This is a genomic window from Hoylesella loescheii DSM 19665 = JCM 12249 = ATCC 15930, from assembly GCF_000378085.1.
Classification (GTDB): domain Bacteria; phylum Bacteroidota; class Bacteroidia; order Bacteroidales; family Bacteroidaceae; genus Prevotella; species Prevotella loescheii.
In genome coordinates, this window is record NZ_KB899213.1 from 264,820 (window position 1) to 288,502 (window position 23,683).

General features: G+C 49.3%; 12 protein-coding genes and 1 pseudogene. 4 read left to right on the plus strand and 9 right to left on the minus strand.

Translation table 11 applies throughout. The annotated features are described in order from the left end of the window. The first annotated feature begins 80 nt into the window (after positions 1-80). Both F453_RS0106035 and F453_RS0106040 read left to right on the plus strand, forming a co-directional pair. Entirely contained in the window at positions 81-785 is a 705-nt protein-coding gene (locus F453_RS0106035) for an SIR2 family NAD-dependent protein deacylase (RefSeq protein ID WP_018967218.1), read from the plus strand. Positions 786-1,130: 345 nt separating this feature from the next. After that, positions 1,131-1,562, plus strand: coding sequence for a lipocalin family protein (locus F453_RS0106040; protein ID WP_018967219.1), 432 nt, complete (start codon positions 1,131-1,133; stop codon positions 1,560-1,562). A gap of 72 nt (positions 1,563-1,634) precedes the next feature. Here the strand turns inward: F453_RS0106040 and F453_RS0106045 are convergent, their stop codons facing one another. The 9 genes and pseudogenes from F453_RS0106045 to F453_RS0106080 all read right to left on the minus strand — a co-directional run bounded on the left by F453_RS0106045 (position 1,635) and on the right by F453_RS0106080 (position 22,437). Further along, positions 1,635-2,459 (minus strand): nucleotidyl transferase AbiEii/AbiGii toxin family protein, encoded by an 825-nt coding sequence (locus F453_RS0106045; protein WP_018967220.1) that lies wholly within the window; start codon positions 2,457-2,459, stop codon positions 1,635-1,637. Further along, the gene (locus tag F453_RS0106050; protein ID WP_018967221.1) at positions 2,456-3,082 is read right to left on the minus strand and encodes a type IV toxin-antitoxin system AbiEi family antitoxin domain-containing protein; all 627 of its coding nucleotides are present in this window, start codon (positions 3,080-3,082) and stop codon (positions 2,456-2,458) included. Before F453_RS0106050 ends, F453_RS0106045 begins: the two co-directional genes overlap by 4 nt. 314 nt (positions 3,083-3,396) lie before the next feature. Next, positions 3,397-3,624: pseudogene (locus tag F453_RS16140) on the minus strand (hypothetical protein). 558 nt (positions 3,625-4,182) lie between these two features. Further along, on the minus strand, positions 4,183-9,114 hold the full coding sequence (locus tag F453_RS0106055) for a DUF4132 domain-containing protein (RefSeq protein WP_018967222.1): 4,932 nt from the start codon (positions 9,112-9,114) through the stop codon (positions 4,183-4,185). Positions 9,115-9,236: 122 nt separating this feature from the next. Further along, entirely contained in the window at positions 9,237-9,653 is a 417-nt protein-coding gene (locus F453_RS0106060; RefSeq protein WP_018967223.1) for a hypothetical protein, read from the minus strand. A 1,073-nt stretch (positions 9,654-10,726) separates the two neighbouring features. Then, positions 10,727-15,427 (minus strand): alpha-N-acetylglucosaminidase TIM-barrel domain-containing protein, encoded by a 4,701-nt coding sequence (locus F453_RS0106065; RefSeq protein WP_018967225.1) that lies wholly within the window; start codon positions 15,425-15,427, stop codon positions 10,727-10,729. Positions 15,428-15,996: 569 nt separating this feature from the next. Beyond that, positions 15,997-16,893: an endonuclease/exonuclease/phosphatase family protein gene (locus F453_RS0106070; RefSeq protein ID WP_018967226.1), complete on the minus strand. Its 897-nt coding sequence runs from the start codon at positions 16,891-16,893 to the stop codon at positions 15,997-15,999. A gap of 198 nt (positions 16,894-17,091) precedes the next feature. After that, on the minus strand, positions 17,092-18,870 hold the full coding sequence (locus tag F453_RS0106075; RefSeq protein WP_018967227.1) for a RagB/SusD family nutrient uptake outer membrane protein: 1,779 nt from the start codon (positions 18,868-18,870) through the stop codon (positions 17,092-17,094). Positions 18,871-18,882: 12 nt separating this feature from the next. After that, positions 18,883-22,437 (minus strand): SusC/RagA family TonB-linked outer membrane protein, encoded by a 3,555-nt coding sequence (locus F453_RS0106080; RefSeq protein WP_018967228.1) that lies wholly within the window; start codon positions 22,435-22,437, stop codon positions 18,883-18,885. Between the two features lie 242 nt (positions 22,438-22,679). Between F453_RS0106080 and F453_RS0106085 the strand changes: the two genes are divergently transcribed. Together F453_RS0106085 and F453_RS0106090 are read left to right on the plus strand one after the other, a co-directional pair. Further along, positions 22,680-23,039, plus strand: coding sequence for a type II toxin-antitoxin system RelE/ParE family toxin (locus tag F453_RS0106085; protein ID WP_018967229.1), 360 nt, complete (start codon positions 22,680-22,682; stop codon positions 23,037-23,039). 2 nt (positions 23,040-23,041) lie between these two features. Then, positions 23,042-23,350: a helix-turn-helix domain-containing protein gene (locus F453_RS0106090; protein WP_009236701.1), complete on the plus strand. Its 309-nt coding sequence runs from the start codon at positions 23,042-23,044 to the stop codon at positions 23,348-23,350. Positions 23,351-23,683 lie beyond the last annotated feature (333 nt).

Below are 23,683 nucleotides of genomic sequence, written 5' to 3' on the forward strand. Positions count from 1 at the left end.
GCAGACCTATCCCGCGCAACAACGGAACATGCACCGGCGATGCGAAAAAGGGGCATATTACCATTTAAACCAAAAACGTCATGAACACAAAAAACAAGCACGTCGTCTTTCTTACAGGCGCAGGGATGTCGGCAGAAAGCGGCATTAAGACTTTCAGAGGTAACGATGGACTGTGGGAGAACTATCCTGTGATGCAGGTGGCATCGCACGAGGGATGGCTAGCCGACCCCAATTTGGTAAACCAATTTTATAACGAAAGGCGTCAGCAGCTGTTCGCCGCGCAGCCCAACAAGGGGCATCAGCTAATAGCCGAATTGGAAAAGCGATGCCAAGTAACCGTTATCACGCAAAACGTAGACGATTTGCACGAACGTGCAGGTTCGTCGTATGTTATTCATTTGCATGGCGAATTGTTGAAGGTTTGCTCTTCGGCCGACCCCAATAATCCGCGTTACATCCGCACGCTAACACCCAACGATGCCACCGTTGCGCCCGACGAGAAAGCCACCGATGGTTCGCGGCTCCGTCCTTTCATCGTTTTCTTCGGCGAGGCGGTGCCACTTATCGAGGTGGCAGCACGCACCGTGCGACAGGCCGACGTGTTGGTCGTCATCGGAACGTCGCTTAACGTCTATCCCGCAGCAGGTCTTTTGGCCTACGCTCCACCTGCAACGCCCATCTATCTGATCGACCCCGAGCCTGTAGAAACTCAGTCTTATCCGCGGGTTAAGCAGCTGCGCATGGGTGCTTCGCAAGGGATGGAGGAGCTGATGGCTATTTTATAAGACCAAATAGCTTCATCCCCCAACCCCTCTCCAAGCCGAGAGGGGGAGTGATTTGCTTTGCTGTTACAAAGCATAATGACATCGTTTGCTACTTGTTTGGCTGTTTTGAAACAGAAAAAGGGATGGTGTTATACGTCAAAACCAAGCTTAGTTGGCAAAAAATTCATAAGACATGCAGCTCACTTCTCCCTTTGGAGAGGGGCTGTGAATGAGGATTTTATATCCTTAACTACATCATGTTGTTGAGGCTAAAAAAACAAAAAAAGTCCTTTTTACTTTTCTTGTTAAAGCCAATTGTAGTACCTTTGCGCCATATTAATTCATCAAAAAGAAAGGAATAAGCTCATGAAAAGTACCATTTTAAAGAACCACATCTTGCATTTTGCTGCAATGTTCGTGGTATTGATTGCTGGTTTGTCGTTTGTTTCTTGTGCTAGCGAAAGTGGCGAAGATCAAGAGGCAAGCCCAATAGTAGATACTTGGATGTCGCAAGGTAGTAGCACTGGCATTTACTACATGGTTTTTACCGAGTATAAGCAGTACTTCGTTACCACCGATCTTAAGGACCCAAACAAGAACAGCGAAATCGGAAGCTATAGTTTCGCAAACAATAAGCTGACATGCAACCCTAAGGGAAAGTCGCAAAAGGTGTACAACTGCGTTATTACGGGCTCCCGCATGAGGCTGACTCCCTCCTCTGGCAATGAGGGTGTAAAGGAATTCATACGCTACACCCCGTCTTCAGCAGCCAAGCGCGTAACGCACGTTCAGCCCTAAAACACCATTACGTAATCGCCATACCGTCTTTATGGACATGGTATGGCGATTTGTTTTTTGTGAAAAGCACACTTATTCAAACCTAATCATTTCGGCTAACCGCACGAAATAGTCGTTGGTCCAGATATCCAAATCCTTTTCGTTTTGTATAAATGGCAACACATCGGCTTTCACCATCTTAATGTCTGTGGTGGCAAGCCGCTCTTTAAGTCTTGCGATGAAGTTGTCTTTGGCGATTTCTTCCTGATTAAATTGGAGGGCACGTTCCCGAAAATGGACGAAATCTAATGGTGTTTTGTGACGCACATACCATTCAAAGTCATACCAATCTCTGCCCTTTACGCGGTTTTTCCATTCACGATAAACCAAGGCATGCATCTTACCGGCGAACAGAGAGGGTAATGTAAAACAACGAACCATAAAAGATTTGGGGAGTAATAGTATGCGTTGTTCTGTGGCGAACTTCAAGGGTGGTTGCGTGTCTACCTCTATCTTGATTTTGATAGACTTCTCCGACTGAAACATTACGTTGTAAACGTCGGTATTATCTTTAAGAAACGCCGACTCAACTTTGCTCATTAATCGTTTCTCTTTCTTCCTTATCTCAACTGTTCTACCCACCAATGCAAATTCATCTACGATGGGTTGGAAGTATTGGGTGAAGTCAAAGTCGGGGTCGGGGATAAGCAACGAAAAGTCCATATCTTCGGAAAAGCGCTGCAATCCATGGAAAATTCGAAGGCAAGTTCCTCCGTAAAACGCAGCAATATCGAAGAACCCGCCATGATACAACCCAGCAAGAATGATTTGCTGGTTTACTTCAAGTGTTGCATTTTGCCGTTGCTGCTCTGTATCTAGCGGGTAAGCTGCAAGCATTTTGTTGTATAGTTCATTCATCTGCGTAAGTAATTAACAAGCGTTTGTATAGAGTTCGCCTTTTTGCCAACCGCTACATACTGTTCAAATATGCCCACATCCATATTCCGAAAGTCGTCGATATCCATACGTATGTCTTCTTCGAGATACACATCAACATCTCTGCGATAGCGTAGGTTTAGCTTTGGCGAATTGGCGATAAGGTCGCAAAGGGCTTTCTCGGGCGTTGCCATCAGGAAGCTGTAGCTTTGCTTGTTGATGCTGGTAATGCCTATGGGAAACGCCTCGCGACTGATACGTGTAAACTGGAAATGACCAAGGGGCGTGTCGAAGCTACGACTATGCTTTACGGTCATTGATTGCATGGTGTACACCGCCTCGGGTATCAGCCCATAATATCGTAGAGCCGAAGACATCGACACATACGAGGGGGCGTAAAGATGGTTGGCGATGAGTTCGGTAGATAAGGGCGAACGCAACACGTATGGGGATACCACATAAAGCCCTTTCTTAAGTCGAACGAGCTTTCCGCTCAACTCAAGATTGCGCACCTTTTGGTTGCCAGCCTTTATTTCGGGGAAAAGCGAGGCGATAGTTGTTGTGCTAATGGGAAGATTCCCTATACTGGCCAATTCGTTAGTCATAATGCAAAGATAGTCAAATTTTGAACACCAAACTAACTTTTTCTTGTTTTTCTGTACCAAATCTTACTGTTTAGGGAGTGAAAAACAGGGCGATTAAGCCGCATACAATGCATTTAAAGACAGCAAGAATTAAGCATTTACGTGATTTTGGGATAAGCATACGATGCTTTTAGAGCAAGATTAGATAAAAAACAAATGGCTATCTCTCCAACTAGTATTATGCGGTAGTTGGCATAACGAGTTGCCCTTATCCCGAAGTTTCGTAACGTTTGATGTTAGCTTGGCACCATCTAGGCGGTTCATTCTACAGTCTATCATCGCCAACAACTCACCTTTCCACCCTCCAAACGCCATCTTTCACGCCTCACCCTATAAGCCCTTGTAGTGAGCTTTTTCAGCTTCCGCCTTGTTACAGCTAAGTTGGACTACTGTTCCAGATAAGTTGGAACAGTGTTCCAATTCAACTGGAACAACATTCCAATTCAACTGGAACAGGCGTCCAAAACATCTTTAACACGACGATTAATGTAATCATGCATCATCAGGGCTTATCAAGCGCATTTTCGGAACTATGAAAATGCAAACGAGGGAGGGGTTGATTGGCGCGTTCGGGATAAGATAACATGCCTTTTGAACAAGACAGAAGAGGTAAACGAATGGCTATCTCGCCAACTAGTGCTACGCGGCAGTTGGATAACGATTGAGTTTTATCCCGAACTCGTGCAAGTATTTGATAAGGCTCTAGCTTGCCAATCTACTTGTTCCATTGCCTCCTTGCCAACGATTTGGGTGAAAATCTCCCATTAAAAACCGCCGCACTACATCCTATAAAGGCGTGAAGTGCGGCGGTTTGAGTTTACCTAGTAACGTCTTTCGGCTTAACTCCTTGTTAAGCTAACGAAGTGATTATATGGCGAGTTTATAAGTTATTGGGTTGATAAGTTGATGGGTTGCCGAGAATGTAAGTAGAGGAGCTTACTCAGTTGACGAGTTTACAAAGGGACTTTGCTTCTCAGTAGCAAGGCATACGGCTTAACTTCTTACGCCTTCTTCTCTTACTGCTTACTTCTTAACCTCCTTACTCCTTGTTCTCTTACCCCTTATCTCCTTTCAATCCACTGCAAAATGGTGGGGTCTTTCAGCTTATGGTCTTCGGCCAACAGCACCACTTTCGACACGATTTCCACCGTCTTGGGATCTTCGTCGACAAAGGGCAGGTAGAGCTTACCACGTTGTGCGCCATGCACGGGCACGATGGGGATTTCCTTTCCACCCTGTTGGCGCACGTTGGCAGAACCTAAATGCACGGTGTAAGCGGCCAAGCTGCCCTCGATAAAGGCGAAGTTGCCATCCACGCGCACGTTGTTAAGCTTGAGCATTTCGGCCGTACAGCGAACGATTGCTGCACGAAGCTCGCGCGTAGACTGACCCGTCTCGGGATCAACGCCACCTACGAAGGCGATGCTTACGGCCAAATCAACGTCGCGCATCACCTCGCTGTAAAGCACGGGGTCTACATCGGCAATGTGTAAAGGCTCTATACCGCGCGTGCGATCGAAGCGAACGTATTCGATGGCGGGCGCTTCAGCGTCCGACGGACTGAACCAATCGGCTCGCGCATATAGCGTAACCACCACCCCTTGCTTATGAAACACCTTCCGCAGACCCGCTTCGTAGTCGGCCACCCAACCTCGCGAGCGCAGTGTTGCCAACGTTTGGCGCACCTGTATTTGGTAACCGCTGTAACGACGGCTCTCGTCTTTGTCGGCTTCTTCTTGAATGGGCACGTACAATTCGCGGAAAACTTGTTTGAAAGGTTGTACCAGTTGCATCTCGAACAGCCTACTCTGCCATACCGCCCACTTGCCCGAGGCGTGCAGGTGATAAGGATGTGCGATGGTTAGAGGCGTTTCGGGGTCAATGTTTTGTGCGCCATCCAGCGTCTGCAGCTTACCTTCGGCATATAGTCCGATGTGTTCGTGCTGTTGCACCAACAGTTTCGCGAAGAGCGGGGCCACAATGGGATTGCTCTCGATAACGGCTGCATCGGCAGGCATGATGGTTGTTTGCTGGCGCATCATGTCTTCGAATATCTCGCGTGCACGACGATGTTGCAGTGTCCACTCCTTGTGCGTTTGGGTCACTTGCAGGTAAGTGGCGTTCTTCTTCAGTTTCGTTGGCACCGTCTTCAGCGGTTTGTCGTCTTTCTCTATCACCACCTTGTTTGTGCCATCGGGTGCAATCTCAACGCGGATAAGGTAGCCTTCGGCCTTCATGCCATCGAGCATGGCCTTGTTGTCGGCCACCAAATGGCCTTCCATACGCCACACCAACTGTATCACGTCGTCGTATCCTGCCGAGCGCGCAAGGTTAATCAAGGCAATTTCCACGGTGCGTTTTTCCGACGCCTGACGCTGTGCGCCAAACTCCTTGCTTTCTTTCAAGAAGGCTTGAATGCGTTTGTAGCGTTTCAGTAAGGCCGTGTCTATGTTTTTCTTTGGCAGTGGCACAAGGCCCAAGGCGCACAATGCGTCTTTGTTGCGCGTCTTGTCTATCTGCTCCATCAGTTGCTTTTCTTTTATCAGGCCTTGCGTAACGTCGGCGAATCGGCGTGCACGACCATGGTAGTTGCTGCTACCCATGTACTTGGCTGCATCGTAGAAAAGGGCGAAACGCTTTTTCCCCACCTTCTTAAATGCCTCGTTAAAGAGGCGTGCATCAAAGGCACCATCGGCCAGGTCTTCGGGAGCAAGGTCGGTGTAGAGGGCTATTTGTGCGCGCTTCTCTTCGCTGTCGCTCTCTTTGGTGTGTGCCACGAAGTAATAATAAGCCTCGTCGAAACCCTTCCAATCTAAGTGTTGGCGCACCAATGGCATCCATTGTGGGGCGAAGAAGGCCAGTTCCACCAGTCGTTCGGGGTCTATACCCTTCAGCATGTTGGGTGTATCGGTGTCTAGCGGATAACAATGCACGATGCATGCGGTAAGCACAGCGCGCTTTTCTTTGCCGCTACAATCGCGCACCAAGTGTTCTTTGCCCAGTGCCGACATGGCCTTTTTCAGCGTGGCAGTGCCCCATAGCACCACATTGCTGCGATAGCTGCCAGCCAAAAGGTTGGTTGCCGGCGTGGGTGCGTTGCGCCGTGTCAGTTCTATTTCTAGCAGGTGGTTGGCTATGCGGTTAACCACCGAGCGCAGATGTTCGTACACGGCCTTATCGTAACGTGGCTTCTTGGGCGCAATATCCCAAATGGGCTTGCGGCGATAATCGCCATCGTAGTATAGGTTGAACGTGGCATTCTCGAGCATACTGCCTTTTTCAGACATTAACATCTGCATCAGCTGGTCGTCGGTTAGCATGCCTTCTAGGTTCATTCGTGCAGCCATGAGCGACGGCAGTTGGTAGTTGCTCCTGTAAGTGCCACCCCCTTCGAGGTAGAATTTACGACTAATGGCCAGCAAAAGCTTAGCCGCACGGGTAAATTGCTCATCGGTTTGCCACGTCCTTGCAATGGTATGCACCGCCTCGCACAGCGGTTTGCAGGTTGGTATGGGATAAACGTAGGTGCTGTATGTTGTTTTCCTTACGATTTTTTTCTCGTTAAAGAAGAAGTAGAAGAGGGCGGCGATCTGGTAAGCGGGTTCGAAAAACAGTTCGGGACGTTGCTCCTTTACCTCCTCATAATGTGCTTCAATCACCTGTCGGAAGTGCGAAAGATACTTCATTTCCAGCTGCGGACGTTCTTTTGTCAAAGGATAGTTGGGCAAGTCGATAAACAGCTTGTCGTCGTTATTGTTGCCTCGCCAATCGAGCATCAGATAAATGCCATACAACTCTTCATCCTTTATGCCGCTTTCTTGTAAGAATTGTCGCCACAGTTCGGGGAAAGGCAGACTATTGAAGTTGTTGTCGTGGTTGGTTCGGCGCAGGTAAGTGTCACCCAATAGCTGGTCATCGTTCCACCTGTCCTTATATTGCTTGTCGGCATTGGCATTTACAATGTCTTCCAGTTTCTGGTAGATGCCGTGCAGTTGCTCGTAGGTATAGGCGAAAACACTGCTCAAGTCGGGTGCGCCATTTTTGCCCGTGATTTTCGAAAGGGCGTTTTTCAGCGCGCTTTGTGGTGCCTCGGTAAAGGGATAAGCCACTTCGGGTTCGGCAATCTCTGCGGGTTTGTACAGGCCGTAGCCACCTTCTTCGCCAGGATAAACCTTCATGGGCTGCCCTTTGCCTTGTGTTGTGGGGGCACCGAAAGCCTTAGTCAGGGCGGTCGAACCCTCACGCAGCTCGCTCAGCGTTCCCTCGATGTCGGGTGCTTTTAGTTTTTGTAGGCGTGTATAGCTTTCAATAAGCTGTTCGTCGGGCAACCACAAGAGCATCGCTACGACACGTTGGCGAGTGGTAGAAACCTTCGACTTCAACTTGTTTTCTAGCGTCTTCACCTGCTCTTCGTTGTAAGTTTGCTTGGCGGCAACCTTTGCAAAGCGTTCGAACTTACCGCTTTCCATGCCCACGAGGTTGTTAACCACAAACTGGGCACGACATTCGGCACTGCCTTTCGAGAAGAAATCTTCGATGAAAGCATCTACCGGCACGCGCTTTTTCTTTTCTTCGCCCCAGATATAGTCGCGCATACAGTGCACGTAAGACGACGGTTGCTTCAACATGAGGAAACGGTCGATGCAGCTTTGGTCGCCTAGTCGGGCTGCCAAATACCACAAAACGTCGATGGTGGTAGATGTTCCGATGTTCATGGAAAACCATTCGAAGCCACCATAACGCAAAGTTTCGTTGGATTTCAGTTGTTTGTGCCATTGGTAAACGGTCTCGAACAGTTGCATGTGCAGCGTGTGTTCGTTGCCCGTATAGCGCCCCAACTCGCCCATATCTACCTTTTTAAATAGTTTCGTATCATTGAGTTCGCATGTTATAAGGCCAAGCACATACTTGTCGTCGAGATGTCGGCACAGCAGTTCGATATACTTTTCGCCCTCGAAACTGTCGGCGCGGTGCAGGTAATATATGGCTGCCACGCGTACTTGTTGCGGGCATTGACTGTCGATGAGGTTAAGGGCGGCCGTTTCGCTTTGTGCGTAATCGTCGAGCCCAGCCGAGTAAAGGGCCACGTAAGTGAGTAAAGGGTTGTCGCCACGATAGGCCTCTTCGCGCATATCGGGGTTGCAAAGGAAGGTGCGGATGGCGTTAAAGATGGTCTTGATGTCCTTGTCGTCGATGTCTTCATATCCCACGCCAGCCCACGTTTGCACAGCTCGCCTCACCGAAGCGAAGCGTAACATGTTCTCTTCGTCTATGGTTTGCAGCAGTCGTTGGTAAAAGTTTAGGTTATATTCGTCGCCCGTTTCAACGATGCTTTGCCTTAAACCCTCTTGCAGTTGTGCAGCTTTTAGCGTTTGTAACAGCAGCGTGTGCAGCTCTTCGTTATCCGTTCGTTCGATGCTTCGTATCAAACCACCCGTCAAAACGCCCACGTTGTTTTCGCTGGTAAGCACCTCGCGTGCCGCTTCAATGGTGCGTTTGTCGTGTGCCAGCAGGTAGGCCGTTATCACATGTTCGTAACGCGGACGACCATAATCCCAGTCTTTCACCTGGTATTGGTCGCGGGTAAGAAGTGAGATGTCGCCACCCAGTCGTGCGAACATGAAGAAGGCGAAGTAAGCTTCCTTGATGTCTTCTAGTCGGTTTTCAAGTCCGTCTTTTCTTTGGCGTAAGCTAATGCGGTAGATGCCACGTGTAGGCGAGAAGTCGCCGAGAGCGTGTAGGTAGCTTGCCAACATCTCCGACAGTTCGGCGGGTAAGAGGTTGGGTAGCGCGCCACCAGCCTTTACCAGCGCATCGGCACTTTGTAGGGGCATCGTGGAAATGATTTCGCGATTGAAAGAATACTCGCAGATGTCGTCTTTGTCGTTAAGCAGTCGTTCAACAAATTGCTTTTCATACTTGTTGAGCTTACCCTTGTCGAGGGCTTTCAGATAGTCGTGGCATTGCGCCACCAGTTCTTTGAAGGTTTGCATATTATATATAAGGTGTGGTTTAGGCGTTTGTTAAATTGCCGTCATGTGTGGCCGATGGCCTTTTTAGTTTCTTCCGTAGGCGTTTGTTTTGGGCGTTTGTATGCTGGTGCACAAAAAATCTTCTAGAAAATCATTCGCCAGCAGAGGCCCGTAAGCATGGTGAAGCGAATGAAAACCAGCTCGCTGTCTTCGGGCAAGGCCAATGGTGCCTGCCATTGGGTAAGTTCTTCACCGTCGGCAAACACGCGAAACAAGCCATCATCGAATGCTTGTCGCATACGTTCGAGCGATTTTTCGGGTGTGTCGTTGTTGGTGGCGTAGCTCTCGGCAAATCGTACACGCCCCTCTTCGGCCTGCGCATCGATGTCGCTTTGCGATAGGGGGAGGTTTGTACGTTCGGCTTGTGCATCGGCCAAGCCCATCAATGTAAGTTCTTCTAGCAGTTGTTGCAGCGTCTGGGGTGACTTCGTCAACTCTATTGGGCGTTTTCCCAGCTCCTTTCTTCTGCCTGCGTTTTTGGCAATTACGGTTATTCGCATTGTTATGGTGTTTGTAAAAGGTGAAAGAGTGAAAAGGTAGAAGGGTGAAAAAGTGAAAAGGGTGAAAGGGGAAAAGTGAAAAGGTGAAAGGTTGAAAAGGTGAAAAGATGGCTAACGCCCTGTAAAGGTGAAAGGGTGGAAAAGTGAAAAGATGGCTAAAGTCGTCAGGACATGCGCCTAAGCTACTTATTCCTTACTCCCTTACTCCTTACTTCTTACTCTCCTTATTACCTACTTTTTATTCTTTCCTTACTTTTTATCTCCTTACTTCTTTACTTCTTAAATCCTCAAACTATTTTTGTTTTCCTTATTTCTCTCAAACTGAATTCACAAGACATATTACTCTCCTCTCCCCTTGGATGGGGGTTGGGGATGAGGCCGAGAGGAGTAGAGGATGAGGCTCTTCTCTCGCTTTTGTAGCACAAAGATACATTTTTATTTTACAATTTTATGGTTGTTAGCAATATTTAAGACAACCTGAATAATCCCTCTTTTCCTTATTTCGGTATTGTTATTAGTTTTGTTGTCATGTAAGTAGGGGGCGTTTAGGGTGTCGTCGCAGTGCTTTTCGTGCGGTTATGTCAAGTTTTTGCATGGGTTTTTATGGCTTTGAAGTGGGGTGTGACAATAACAAACGATGCATTGGCTATATTTTCTCCAAGCCCTATCACGCTGCATGTCGCGCCACGATATAACCAATGCGAAGTGACAGATAAGTTTTTCAACAAAGCCTTTATAACTCCCGCCGTGTTATATGTAAGCTGTAACCATGTTCCATATCATCTGTAACATCGTTCCATCTTATCTGTAACCTTGTTCCATGCTATATGTAACAGCAGTCCCAAATGCATGTAACACCCCACGAGTTTTGTTTATTGATTATCAAGGCTTTGTGTTCGCGTTTCGTTTTCATGTAAAACGACCTCCATAACATACTTACGGCTGTTTAGGATAGTATGCTAAAAAGATTCTGTACTTCTGTCGAAGCGAGAAGAAGAGAAAAGGAACAGCGCCTTATAAAAAGGCATTTGGCTTAGCTCCTTCACTCTTTCATCTCCTAATTTCTCAATTCGTCACGGCGTCTCGGGCGTCAACTCCACATCAAACAATCCGTTTTCTTGCACCACGAGCATTTCGGTGCGGTAGCCAGCGAGGGCGAAACGGAGGGTGGAGCCAATGCGAACGGAGAGTGAGTACTCGCCGCGGGCGTTGGTTTGAATCGTTTTTCCATCGGCCATTACCTTTACGCCTGCCAACGGAAAAGCCTGAACGTTGCGCACAATGCCTGCGATACGAATGGTTTTATTTGTGGCGGGCGTGGTTTGCGATGTGCGTTGGGCGTTTGTTTTAAGCCTCGTGGGCGCGTTGTTGCCAGACTTCTGTTGGGCGATGGACACCACGGTGAGCGTGTCGCGAAGGCGAATGTCGGTTGATGAGGCACCAATGAGCAACTCGAATTTGCCTGGTTCTACCACACGACGCATGTCCCTATCGTGCAAATACAATTCGGCGATGGGCAGACGAAGGATGAAACGTTGTTCTTTAGCGGGATCGATGGCGGCCTTGTGGAAAGCATAAAGTTGCTTTACGGGTGTGGCAACCGAACTCTTAAGGTCGCGAACGTAGAGCTGTGCCACCTCCATAGCAGCGCGCTTACCAGTGTTGCGCACCACGAAACGCACCTCCACGGTGTCGGTTTCCACGGCCGTGCGACTGGAAAGTTGCAACGTGCGATAGTCGAAAGAGGTGTAGCTAAGGCCATGACCGAAGGTGTAGGCGGGGTAAGGGTCGGAAAAAACGTAGTCGCGACCAGGCTTTTCGGGCGTGCCTTTCTTGTTGTAATAGCCCTTATCGGTAGGTAGCGCGTTGTAATATACGGGCAGTTGCCCCACGCTTTTTGGGAACGACACGGGCAAACGACCTGATGGCGAGAACTCGCCGAAAAGCATTCTGGCCAACGAAAGGCCTGCTTGTTCGCCGCCATACCATTGCACCACCAATGCGCCAACGCGATGTCGGAAACTCTCCGTTATCAAAGGCCGACCCGTTACCAATACAACCACCAGCGGTTTGCCCAAAGCCACGAGGCTATCAACAAGTTGTTGTTGCGCACCGGGCAGGGTTAGCTCGGACAAGTCGTAGCCTTCGCCACTGGTAGATGGTTGCGAGGCACGCGCCAACAGCATGCTTTGCGTGCCCACAACCACGATGGCGAGGTCGGCTTTGGCTGCCAAACGAAGGGCGTGAGGGATGGAATCGGCATTGGGCGAGTAGTAGTCGCAACCGCGAACATAGTCTACTTGCACGCCTTTGCCCTGCAAATACTGACGAATACCTGCCAAAGGCGTGATGCCGTGACGATTGTCGGCCGTCCAAGAGTAGTCGCCAAACTGCACTTGATTGGCGTTCGGACCCACCACGGCGATACGTTTCAGCGACTGGGCGTTAAGTGGCAGCAGGGCATTGGGGTTTTCGAGCAACACCAAACTCTCGTCGGCCAATTGCCTAGCGGTGGTCACGGCAGCTGCGGTGTGTATGCTCTTGCGCCAGTTAAGGGTGTCGGGGCGAGCGTCTTCAAATAGTCCTGCGGCTAGCTTTGTGCGCAAAACGTTAGCCGCAGCACTATCTATCAGTGCGGCGTTGAGTTCCCCTTCGGCCACCAACTGTTTGACCGTGCGATAGTAATCACTACCAGCTTCGAGGTCTATGCCTGCCTCGATGGCCTGCTTAGCGGCTTCGCGTTCGGTTTCGGCCGTGTGATGGAAGTAGCGCAGCATAGGAATGGAACCCCAATCGCTGTACACATAACCGCGAAAATGCAGGCTATCGCGCAGCAACTGGCGCATGAAGAAGGGCGAGGAGGTGATAGCCTCGTTGTCGTAAGCGCTGTAACAGTTCATCACCGAGCCAGGACGGGTGCGCGAGATGACGTGTGCGAAGGGACGAACGAAGACATCGAACAACTCGCGACGTCCGCCTTTCACCGACGCGAGGTTTAGTCCGCCTTGCGGTGTGCCATGTGCCACGAAGTGTTTCAGCGTAGGAATGCATCCCTCTTGCTGAATGCCCGTGGCGTAGGCCAAGCCCATTTGCGCCACAAGTACGCGGTCTTCGCCGAAGGTTTCTTCAACACGACCCCACCGAAGTTCGCGTGCGAGATCGAGGTCGGGTGCTAAAACCTGCCTTGCACCTATGGCGCGCATCTCTCTGCCCACATGTTGGGCCATGCGTTGGATAAGTGCAGGGTTGAAGGTAGCCCCTTGCGCGATGGCTTGGGGGAAGATAGTGCAGCCGTCTTGCACAGCTCCGTGTATGCCTTCGAGCACGGGAATGAGCGGAATACCTAATCGGGTGCTGTCCATGACATGGCGTTGGATGGTGGAAACGGCCGCTAGATATTGCGCCGACGAGTATGGGAAGGCCTCGAAACAGCCGAAACTAAGTCCGCCGGTGTAGTTGGAGCGCAGCTTTTGCAGGTTAACCGCACCGTTGTCGTTATAGTGCTTGGCGTGTATATGCCGTGTTTGGGCCAGCTTCTCATCAAGTGTCATTCGCGAAAGCAGGTCGTTTAGTCGCGTCTCGACGTCTAGGCTTGCGTTAAGATATGGCGGAACGATGGTTTGCAACACGCGTTTGGCCATCTGTACGGCATCACCTTGGGGCTTGGTGTTGATGGGTTGGGGCGTGTTGGCCCAACGTTTCTCCATCTCGAAAAAGTCGATGGCGGGTGGATTGCCCGTGTTGATGGAGGCTTGCAGCGTTCGGAAGAAGGCTTGCCAACGCGGAAGATAATAGGTGGAGAGCATGCCCGCCCACTCTTTGTTGGCATAATCGTGCACCTTTGTTGTGGGTTCGTCGGGCCCCCAGTAGCTAATCAGGGTTTGTGCGTTATGCAGGCACAATTGCCTATCGGCCTCGTTGGGGGCATATTGCGTGGCTTGTTGCAGCCAGTTGCCTAGCAAGAAGTGGCGATTGGTTAGCAACAGACTGTCTTGAAGCACGATGAGGCGTTCGAAACGCTGTGTGGCCTGTTGCAGTTGTTCGGCGTTTTTGGCCTCGTAGGCCTTCACCACGTCGGCGTATGCTGTGCGGGCGTAATTGGCTAACGACTGTCGGGCCAAGTCTACAAGGTCGTATTGGTATGTTTCGCTATCTCGTAGCTTTGGGGCAGCCTTTAAGAAGAGTCCCAGAGCACGGTAGAGGTCGGCCGGTTGATATTGCATTTGCTTGGGTCCCCATGTAGATACGCTGGTGACGCGTAGCGATGGGCGTGCGCAGAACACCGACTCGAACGTGCCTTCACCTTTAATGGCAAACTCGCCATACACAGATTTGAGCATGATACGCCATGCCGCGAGTAGGTCGGGATGAACTTCTCCGTAGCGATAGCTAAGGTATTGCACCAGCATACTGTCTACATCGGGTGTCGTAGTATGCCAAGCGGTTTTTAAAGCCAAGTCGTACACCACGGGATTTGTACCTATTCCCTCGGGCAAAATACCTATTCCTTGCATCACACTGTCAACTGTGAGGGCCAAGGCACGATGTGGTTCGGTTACGACAACGGGCAATTGTCCGCCCATATCTGTCTTTCCGCCGAAGTGATTGACGCTTCCCCAAAGCCAAGGCGTGCCTCCAAACTCATCGGAACTTTCCCACGAGGCGGCAATTTCACCGCTGAGGTTAACCAAGAGGGTGTGTCGCTTGTCGAGGGCGCGTAGCAATTGGGGCGAGGGATTTTTGTTCCAGCCCTGTAACACCCATTTGGCACGAGGAAAGAAACGTAGCATCTGGCGTTGAACTTGTGCGGCAACGCTGCCCACATCTACGCCAGTGGTTATGCCCCCTTCGTGAAAAAGGTCGCCACCAAGAAACTCGAAGTCGGTCCCGAAAAGCTTCGTTAGACTTTGATAATAGGCCTCGGCCACCTTTTCGAACACACCATCGTTGTTGGGCAACAGAACGGCGGGCCGCTGAAAGCTACCCCATTTGCCTTGCTCGATGATGCGCGCTTGTGGGAAACGCTCTTTAAAGAAGGTGGGGACGATGCCTGGAAAACCCTGCACCACGGGTTGTATGCCCAGTTGGCGCATACGTTGCAGCATTTGTCGTTGCTGTTGTAGTCGCAGGGTAATAAGGCTTTCGCTCATTGGTCCACCCCATCCTTCGAGGTTTCCCATTAGCCACCACGCCGTGTAGGCTGGTCCGGGGATGAAGCATTGAACGTCTTTCTGCCCGAACCCCAGTGTCTTAAGCGTCTCGGCCCATACGGCTTCCATGCCCAAAGGGGCTAACATGAGGTTCACGCCGTTAAGTGCCATCCAATCCAATTCCCACTCGAAGTCGGACCAACGATAGAAGGCGTAGCTGTAATTATAGGTGCAGTAGTTAAGGGCGTATCGGTATTTAAAAGGTGTGGTGCGCCTAACGGTGCCTTGAATGGGCACTAGGCGAAAGTGGGTGGGTAGGTTGTTGCCACATCGGGAGATGCTGATGTGGCAGTAGTGGTTGAGGTAATGGTTGAGGCCCACAGCTGCAGCCGAGGGCGAAGTGGCCTTTATCACGAGGCGTTTGCCCTGCGTTTGCAGTTCGAACGTTTCTTCGTTAGTGCCAACGAGGGGCTGAAACGCCACCTTGCCAACCATAAACGGAAAGCGGCGAGCCACCAGTTGGTGCACGCCGTCGTACGTGGCTGCCTCTATATGTATGCTGAATGAGTAGGCAACCAGTATAAGAAGGAGGGAGGTGAGAAGTTTATGAGGTTGTACGTTCATGAGTTGGGCTTTGGGGTTGCAGGTTTTTGAGGCAGGTTCTAAAAATTACCTTTGCTGTATTTCTAGCTTTTAGCTGAGCAGGTCTTGTTTACGGCTTGAAGGAGCATAGTGAACTATGCGACTGAAAGCGTAAGCGAAAGATGCCAAATAAAAGCAGAAAGACAGCGAAGAGCAATACATAGAACAACAATTGAACATTTGCGGGGAATTTTTAGAACATGCCTTGCGGTTGTAAGTCTTTGAGTTTTTGAACTTATAAGTTATTGAGTTGGGGTAGCGGTCGAAAGGGATTGGTTCTGATTTTGTCTGCCAATAATTTCCTTTTTCCCTTAGATGATACCGTACAAGGGCTTTTGTACTGCGACTACAAGCCTTTTGTAGTGTGGCTACAAACCATCTGTAGTGTGACTACAAACCTTTTGTAGTGGGGCTACAAGCCTTTTGTAGTGTGACTACAAGCAACTGGTAGCCGAAAAGACAGTGAAGAGCAATACAAGGAACAACAATTGAACCTTTGCGGAGAACTTTTAGAACATGCCTTAATGGCTGATAAGCGTGCCCCTCACAAACTAAAAACGAACATCTACAAACACGGGATAATGGTCGCTTATCGTTTGCGTTTCGGTTACTTTCCCGTTTATTTCGAGTTGCTTTACCACGGCCGTTTGAACCACTTTCACCGCGTTCTTGTGCGCCTTGTCAATGAGAACGTGGTCGATGGTTTCGTTGGGCTGGTCGACAGAAGTGCCAGATTGTGGGGTGATGATGTCGAAAGCCTTGTTTATGATGGGAAAAGCCGACTTCTCGGGATTCCACGAAGGCGAGTCGTTAAGGTCGCCAGCGAAGAACACGGGCTGTGTGGCGAGTGTGGTTAGCTCGTGGTTTACGATTTCGGCACTGGTTTTTCGGGCCGTGACGTCTAGGTCGAGATGTGTGCCTAGCAGCGTAAATTGCGGGAAGGTGAGCACCGCTAGCGCACGGGTCTCTTTGCCAGGCAGCCCTATCTTCTTAATGGATGTGGGTTGCATGGTGCGTTTGAACAGCACGCCCGGTCCTATTTTGCCCTCCGAATAAGGGGCAGCCGAGGCGAAGAAAAGGTCGTAGTCTAGGCCTGTGGCACGGCGAATGTCGTCGAGGAGGTATCGTTTGGCGCGTTCGGTTGTGCCGCTGTCCAACTCTTGAATCACCACCACGTCGGGATTCAGTGCCTTAATCACTTGGGCAAAGGCCGCAGTGTGTTCTGCAGAGAATGTCTTGCTGGCGGTGTTGCTCTTGCAATAGAAGCAGTTGTAGGTCATTATGCGCACGTTGCCTTCTGCCTTGACATACTTATAATCTTCTTTTCCGGGCTTCGGTTTGTAGTCGGGGATATGCCCCGGCGTGTCTTTTCCGCCACAACCCATGATGGGAAGCGAGGCGATAAAGAGTGAAGCGGCGGCGATGAGGGTGCTGAATAGGGGTTTCATAAGCAATGAATGTATTTAAGAACCTCACCCCAAACCCCTCTCCAAGAGGAGAGGTGGAAGGGTGAAGAGGGTGAAAAGGGTGAAAAGATGAAAGGGCGGAAAGGTGAAAAGATGGCTAACGCCCACCAACTTATCAACCCGTTAACTTGTCAGCTCGTCAACTTATCAATTTATCAGTTCGTCAATTTGTTAACCGAATTACCATCCTGGATTTTGTTTTATTACGCCTCCGTATAGCGTTATTTGGTCTTGTGGAATGGGATAGAGGTAGTCGCGGTCTTCGTTCCACTTGCGTTGGGTGTTGGCAAGGTCGTGTACAATGATGTTACCGCCATTGGCTCCGTTGGCCAGATGCAGGTTCACACCAAGCTTTAAGAACTGTTTGATGTCGGCCACTTCGGTATTTGCCTTGATGTCTTCGATGTTTCCTTCGTATATACACACGTCTTCCGCATCGGCTTTACCATTGCCATTGAGGTCGCAAACAACGAAATGTTTGGTGTCATCAAGCTTCGGAATGACCATGCCTTTAAACTGCCGTTCGAAGGTTTTGCCTTCTTTCCATCGCATAAGGTCGTCGTAGCGGAATCCCTCTGCCAACAATTCGATGGTGCGTTCGCGCCTAATCTCAAGTATTATGCCCTTGTTTGCACCCGAAACGTTGGGATAACCCGTTTCGGCTGCTTCGAGATAAGGGTCGGGGTTAGCGTTGGCCGTGGCCAAATCGATATTGGGCATGCCCACCCTTTCTCTGATTTTCTTCACCGATTTATCTAGATCGGCTTGCGTAAGCGTACCCAATTCGGCCTTGGCTTCGGCAAAATTAAGCATCACTTCGGCCGCACGAAACAGCGGAATATCGTTTTGCGACTTGTTATAGCCATCAGATGCGGGGGTGGAAACCCACTTAATGATTTGATAACCTGTTGTTGCGGCAGCAAAGCTAACGGGTGTGACGTCGGTTGCGCCTATTCGTTTGTAGCCAGGAGCTACGATCGTTTGTGCCAATCGCGGGTCGCGGTTCTGCATTTCTTCGTAATATTGCATCTTATCGTAGTCTGTTTGGTCGGTAAAACGCGACCCGTCTTTCAGCAGATAGCTATCAACCACTTTCTTATTGAGGCCAGGAGCAGAGCCGCCACCGAGGAAATACAGGTTGGCTGAATGCACAATGCTTAGTCCGGCGAAGTAGTTGCGGGCAAGAACAACCTCTTCAGCCTTGGCTTTATCAGCGGCAAAGAGGTCGCGATAGGGCTGATCTCCAGCCGAATAGATGGTGTATTGGCTGTTGTCGATGAAGTTTTCGGCGGCCGTTGCAGCAGCGGTGAGATAGCTTTCGTGGCCAGATATGCCATGATATTTGCGCCAAGTGCCTTCGTAAAGACAAACTCTAGACTTCAACGCCAATGCTGCCCACTTTGTAACGCGATAGAGATTTTTTGCCGTCGGCAGGTTGTCGATGGCGTAATCTAGGTCGGAGATGATATGGTTCATCAGTTCGTCGCGTGGCGTGCGGGGTGAATATAGGCGGTCGTCGGTAGACGATAGCGCTTCGTTAAACCATGGCACTTCGCCAAATCGCTTTACCTTATTATAATAGAAGTAAGCTCTGAAGAACCTTGCAACGCCCTCGTACTCTTTGCGAGCAGCCTCGTCGCTGCACCGCGAGCAGTCTTTCAGGAAGCTGTTGATGTTGGCCAATTGTCCCCAACTCCATCCGCCACCGCTCTGCGGCACGGCTCTTGTGCCCAATACTTCGGGTATCAGGGTAGTTGGTACGATGATGTCGGCCGTTTCCGAGTATAGGTTTTCGGCCGTAGGGAAGTCGGCATAGAAGCCGTTGGTAAACACTTCGAGCTCCTTGCGGTTGTTGTAATAATTCTGATCTGCGAGCTTGTCTAGTGGTTCTAGGTCTAAGTTGCAGCTTGTAAGCAATGCGGCTGTGGCCAGGCACTGTGCTAATAATATCTTTTTCATGATTGTTTGCGCTTAGAATGAAACGTCAAGTCCGAAGGAGAAAGTCTTCGAGAAGGGGTAAACACGCCCGTTTGAGTCGTGCATCATTTGTTCGGGGTCCAGATAATCGCTCTTTAATTTGCTGGCGATGAAGATGTTTTCGCCGCTGAAATATAGGCGAACCTTCTCCAAGTAGGCTTTCTTGGTGAGCGATTTTGGCAACGTATAGCCAAAGGTTAGGTTCTTCAACCGACAGTAAGCAAGGTCTTGCAAGTACCTGTCGTTAGGTTTGCTCATGGCGAAGTTGCGTGCAAGATCGGCAACGGGACGTGGGAAATATGCGTCGCGATTGTTTTCCGACCATGCCTTAGCAGGAAAATCCTCGGGAATAAATGAACTATAAGCGCGTGCATACGGTCCCCAGAACATCATGTTGTTGCCACCAGGGTAGACGTTTTGCTTGCCAATACCTTGCCAGAACATCGAAAAGTCGAAGCCCATCCATGCTAGGTTAACCGTGAAGCCATAGTGATAGCGCGGAGTTGAATTGCCTATGCGTACCAAGTCTCCGTGATCGTCAAGCGTTCCCTTACCTTGGTCTATCTTCTTGCTATCGTCAACGTCGTCGAAAATTAAGTCGCCGGCTTTGTCTGTGAACCTCGTGCCAAGGAAAGATTGGTCTACGCCACGGTCGATAGCTTCTTGATCGCTTTGGTAAATGCCCTTAATGCGATATCCCCATATCTCTCCCCATTCCATTCCTTCGTAGTCTTGGCCAAGCACTTTCGACTCGTTGCCCTTGAATTTGGTTATTTTCGTCTTGCTGTCGGCCAATGTCAGGTTCACGCCATAATAGAAAGGCTTGCCTGCAAGGTTAAACTTATCGTTCCATCCTACCACTAGTTCGAAGCCATTGGTACGTAGTTCGCCATTGTTTTCTAATGGTGCGGCGTAGCCATATACGGCAGGTAGGGCTCTCGAAGCGGCCAACATGTCTTTGGTTGTACGGCTATAAACGTCGAGTGCAAGTGAAAGGCGGTTGTTAAAAAGCCCAACGTCGAGTCCAACGTTTTGCGTAACGATGGTCTCCCACGTTAACGAGCCCGATGTTGGATCGCCTAACGAAGCGTAAGTAGCCTGTGCATTGTCGAAGATATAGTTGAGCGTTGTGGTGTTGGCCAATGTTATCAGGCGCATGTAAGGATAGAACGTGTTCTTGTTGAACTTTTTGGCGTTGTCGGTTATTTGGTTTCCGAGCGAGCCAAGCGATGCGCGTAGCTTCAAGTTGCTAACCACAGGGCGAACAGGAGCAAAGAAAGCTTCTTCGCTAATACGCCATCCCAAGGCCAAAGAAGGGAAGAAACCCCAGCGATGGTTACGTGGAAAACGCGATGTTCCGTCGTAACGCATGTTGGCTTCAACAAGATAACGTCCGTTATAATCGTAGCTAAGACGGGCGAAGTAGCCCATCAATGCAAACTCGTTTTGCGAAGACTTAACCGACTTTTCGCCAGTTGAGAGCGATAGGTCGTTCAGAACTTCGGATGTGAGATCGCGCCCCGAGGGTTCCACAAACTTATAATGTCCTGTTTCGTAGTTTGTTCCCACCACTGCACTCACGTTGTGAACGTCGGCAAATGTACGGTGAAAGTTGGCGTAAAGGTCGTACACGTAGTTCTCGTAAGTGTCGCGTCCGTCTTTCAACCTGTTGTTAAATGGCCATCCATTGGCGGTCAACACCTCGTTAGGGCGTATGGCATATTGGAAGCTGGCAGAACGTGCTAGCTTTTCTTTCGCATAGTTACGATAGGTAAACTTACCCGTTATCTCTAGGCCTTCCATTACTTTGAGCACAGCGCCAATGGCGTAAGTTTGTTCGGTTTTGCCAACTTGCGTAAAGCCATTGCCTGTTCGTAGCATCGCAGCAAAGCCGTCTGCGGGTTTGTCTTTGCTCTTAGGAAGGAGGTAGACATTTGTTCCGTCGGGGTTAACAGGTACTACCCATGGCATGGCATGGAAGGTTAGGTTGCCCACATTGCCGCCATCTTCATAGTCGTAGCCTGGTTGTTTGTACTTGGATTTGAAAAGCGAGGCGGTGCTGAACACCCTCAGCCATGGCGTAACTTCGGCATTGAACTTGGCCATAAGCGTACGCGTGGAGTATTTGTCTGTGTTAAGGGCATACAATCCGTCGTGATCGTTCATGCCACCGCTAATCATATAGTTCATCTTATCTGTTCCGCCACTTACGTTGAGGTTGTGATTCCACGTGGGTTGCGAAAAGTCGAAGATGTAATTGAACCAATCGAAGTTGCCATAATAATGGTAGCGGCCATCCTGTGGGTCGACAACAACCCATGGTCTTGCAGGATTTTCTGTCACGTCGTATCGGCGTTCTTCCAACATTTTGTAGTCATCGGCGTCCAATCCAGAGTATCCACTGCCCGCTGTAGCTGTGTTAAACTCGTCTACCAATCGTGCTACGTCGTAACCTGTGGTCATGAATTTGGTCTTTGTTGTTGGTGCCGAGACGCTGAAACGACCGTTATAGCTGATGTGCGCTTGCCCGTCTTTGTTGCTTTTGGTGGTGATAAGCACCACGCCGAAGCCTGCACGCGCACCGTAGATGGCTGCCGAGGCGGCATCTTTAAGCACCGAAACGCTCTCGATATCGTTGGGATTGATGCGGTCGATGCTGCCTTCTACACCGTCGATAAGCACTAATGGCGAACCAGAGTTGGTGATTGAGGTCTTTCCGCGTATGTTTAATGTGGCCGCTTCACCAGGCGTGCCTGTGCCGAAGCTGATGTTTAGGTTGGGCACTTGCCCTTGTAGCATCTGCCCCAGGTTGCTAACGGGGCGGTCTTTCAGTTCTTCTGCCCCCACGGTACTTACTGCGCCGATGAGGTTAGCCTTCTTTTTTGTGCCATACCCTATCACCACAACTTCGTCAAGTCCTCTGGTTTGCTCGTCTAACGTTACGTGCAGGCCGTCGGTAGCCTTTACCGTCTGTGGTTTAAACCCCACATACGATACGGTGATGAGGCTTCCAGAAGAAAGATCGAGGGAAAAGTCGCCGTTGATGTCGGTAATAGTCCCTCCTGTTCCACCTTTTTCACTAATGGTTGCACCCACGATAGGCTCGCCCTTTGCATCGCTCACGTTTCCTTTTATCCGGCGTTTCTGTCCCTTGTCGGGTTGGCCGGACAGTCCGTTTTTTGCTTGCGCCAAGCTAATTTGGTTGCCTTGCGCCTTATAGGCCAGTCCTGTGGCGGTGCACAAGTCGTCTAGAATTTGCAGTGCTGATCGTCCGTCAAGGTTCACTCTCACCTTGTTGGGCATCATCTTTTGCACCTCTGCATTGTAAACGAACACGTAGTTGCTGTTTCTTTCGATGTAGTTGAGCACGTTTTTAACCGTAGACATGCTGTTGCTAGCAGTGTTGGCGGTGTGTTGTTCATGCAGTGTTGTCGCCAGTGCAGGCGTGGTTGAACCCATACATACTGTGGGAACGAGCAGTAAGAGGGCCGAAACGTAGCGTCGGACGCTGCGCCAACGCCAGGTCTGTAAGTAAACGTTTTCTCTCATGGGGTGTTGTATTAATGTCGTTTTTATAAGTCCTTTAAATAGAAAGTTTAGGCGAACACCACCTTATATATAAGGTGTGCTCCTATAATTATGTCGTAAGGAAAGGGAAAATGTATAGGTAATAATGGGAAAAAAGTGAAAGAAAGGGGGTGTTCTTTGGCTCATTATTGCATTGTTGTAATTTTAAAGACAATTTATTTGGTTATGGTTCACTTATTCGTTACCTTTGTCGTAAAGTTATAATGATGTCTAAAAGAAAGTATGTCAGACAGATTGTCGCCTTTGGAGATTATTTCAAAGACTTTAAGAAAAAGCTGCCTAAAACAGCTTTGAATAAGATATATCAGGTGTTTTTGTACATCATGACATTGCAGGTTATACCTAAAACCTTCTTGAAAAGTATTGAAGGAGTGCCTGGATTGTTTGAAATTCGCGTAGAAGAGAATGGGAATATATATCGAATATTTTGTTGTATGGATAAGGGAAACCTTGTTATTCTTTTCAATGCCTTTCAAAAGAAAACGCAAAAGACACCGCAACAAGAGATAGAACGCGCTAAACGGATAATGAATGATTATTATAAAACAAGGGGAGGATTATAAAAATGAACAAGGAAAAGAAAGAAAAGGTGCAACTTACGCCCATTGAAGAGTTTATTGCAGAAGATTTTGGAGCAGAAGGAACAGTAGAACGAACTGCTTTTGAAACAGGTGTAGATGCTTTCATTCTTGGTGAGCGCCTGAAAGAAGAACGTAAAAAATCAGGGCTTACACAGGCACAGTTGGCAGCAAAGATTGGTACGAAAAAGAGCTATATCTCACGAATTGAGAATGGCCATGCAGATGTGCAACTGTCTACGCTGTTCCGTATCTTTGCAGGACTAGGTAAACGGGTGTCCCTATCCGTATTTTAAGGGCGTTTCTTTGCCACTTTCATCACCCCATAAATAAAAAAGCGACCCGCACAGAGGCCAGCGTTCACGCCATTGCCAGCCAAGTGCGGGTCTGTGGAGCATAATGCTCCATTTCTTGTGAGTTGTTGTTCTAGGAGTTAAGGAGTTATGTTGTTAAGGAGTTAAGCTAATGGCTTTGCAGGCCATTAAGAAGATTACAGGCTTGCCAGTTTACGGCTTTCTCAGTATAACTTACAGTTCTGTTCAAAGGCCTTTAACTTAACATCTTAGTCACATGAATAGTTTCCTTTTGACATTTAAAGCTATTGGCCTAACTCCTTAACTACATAACTC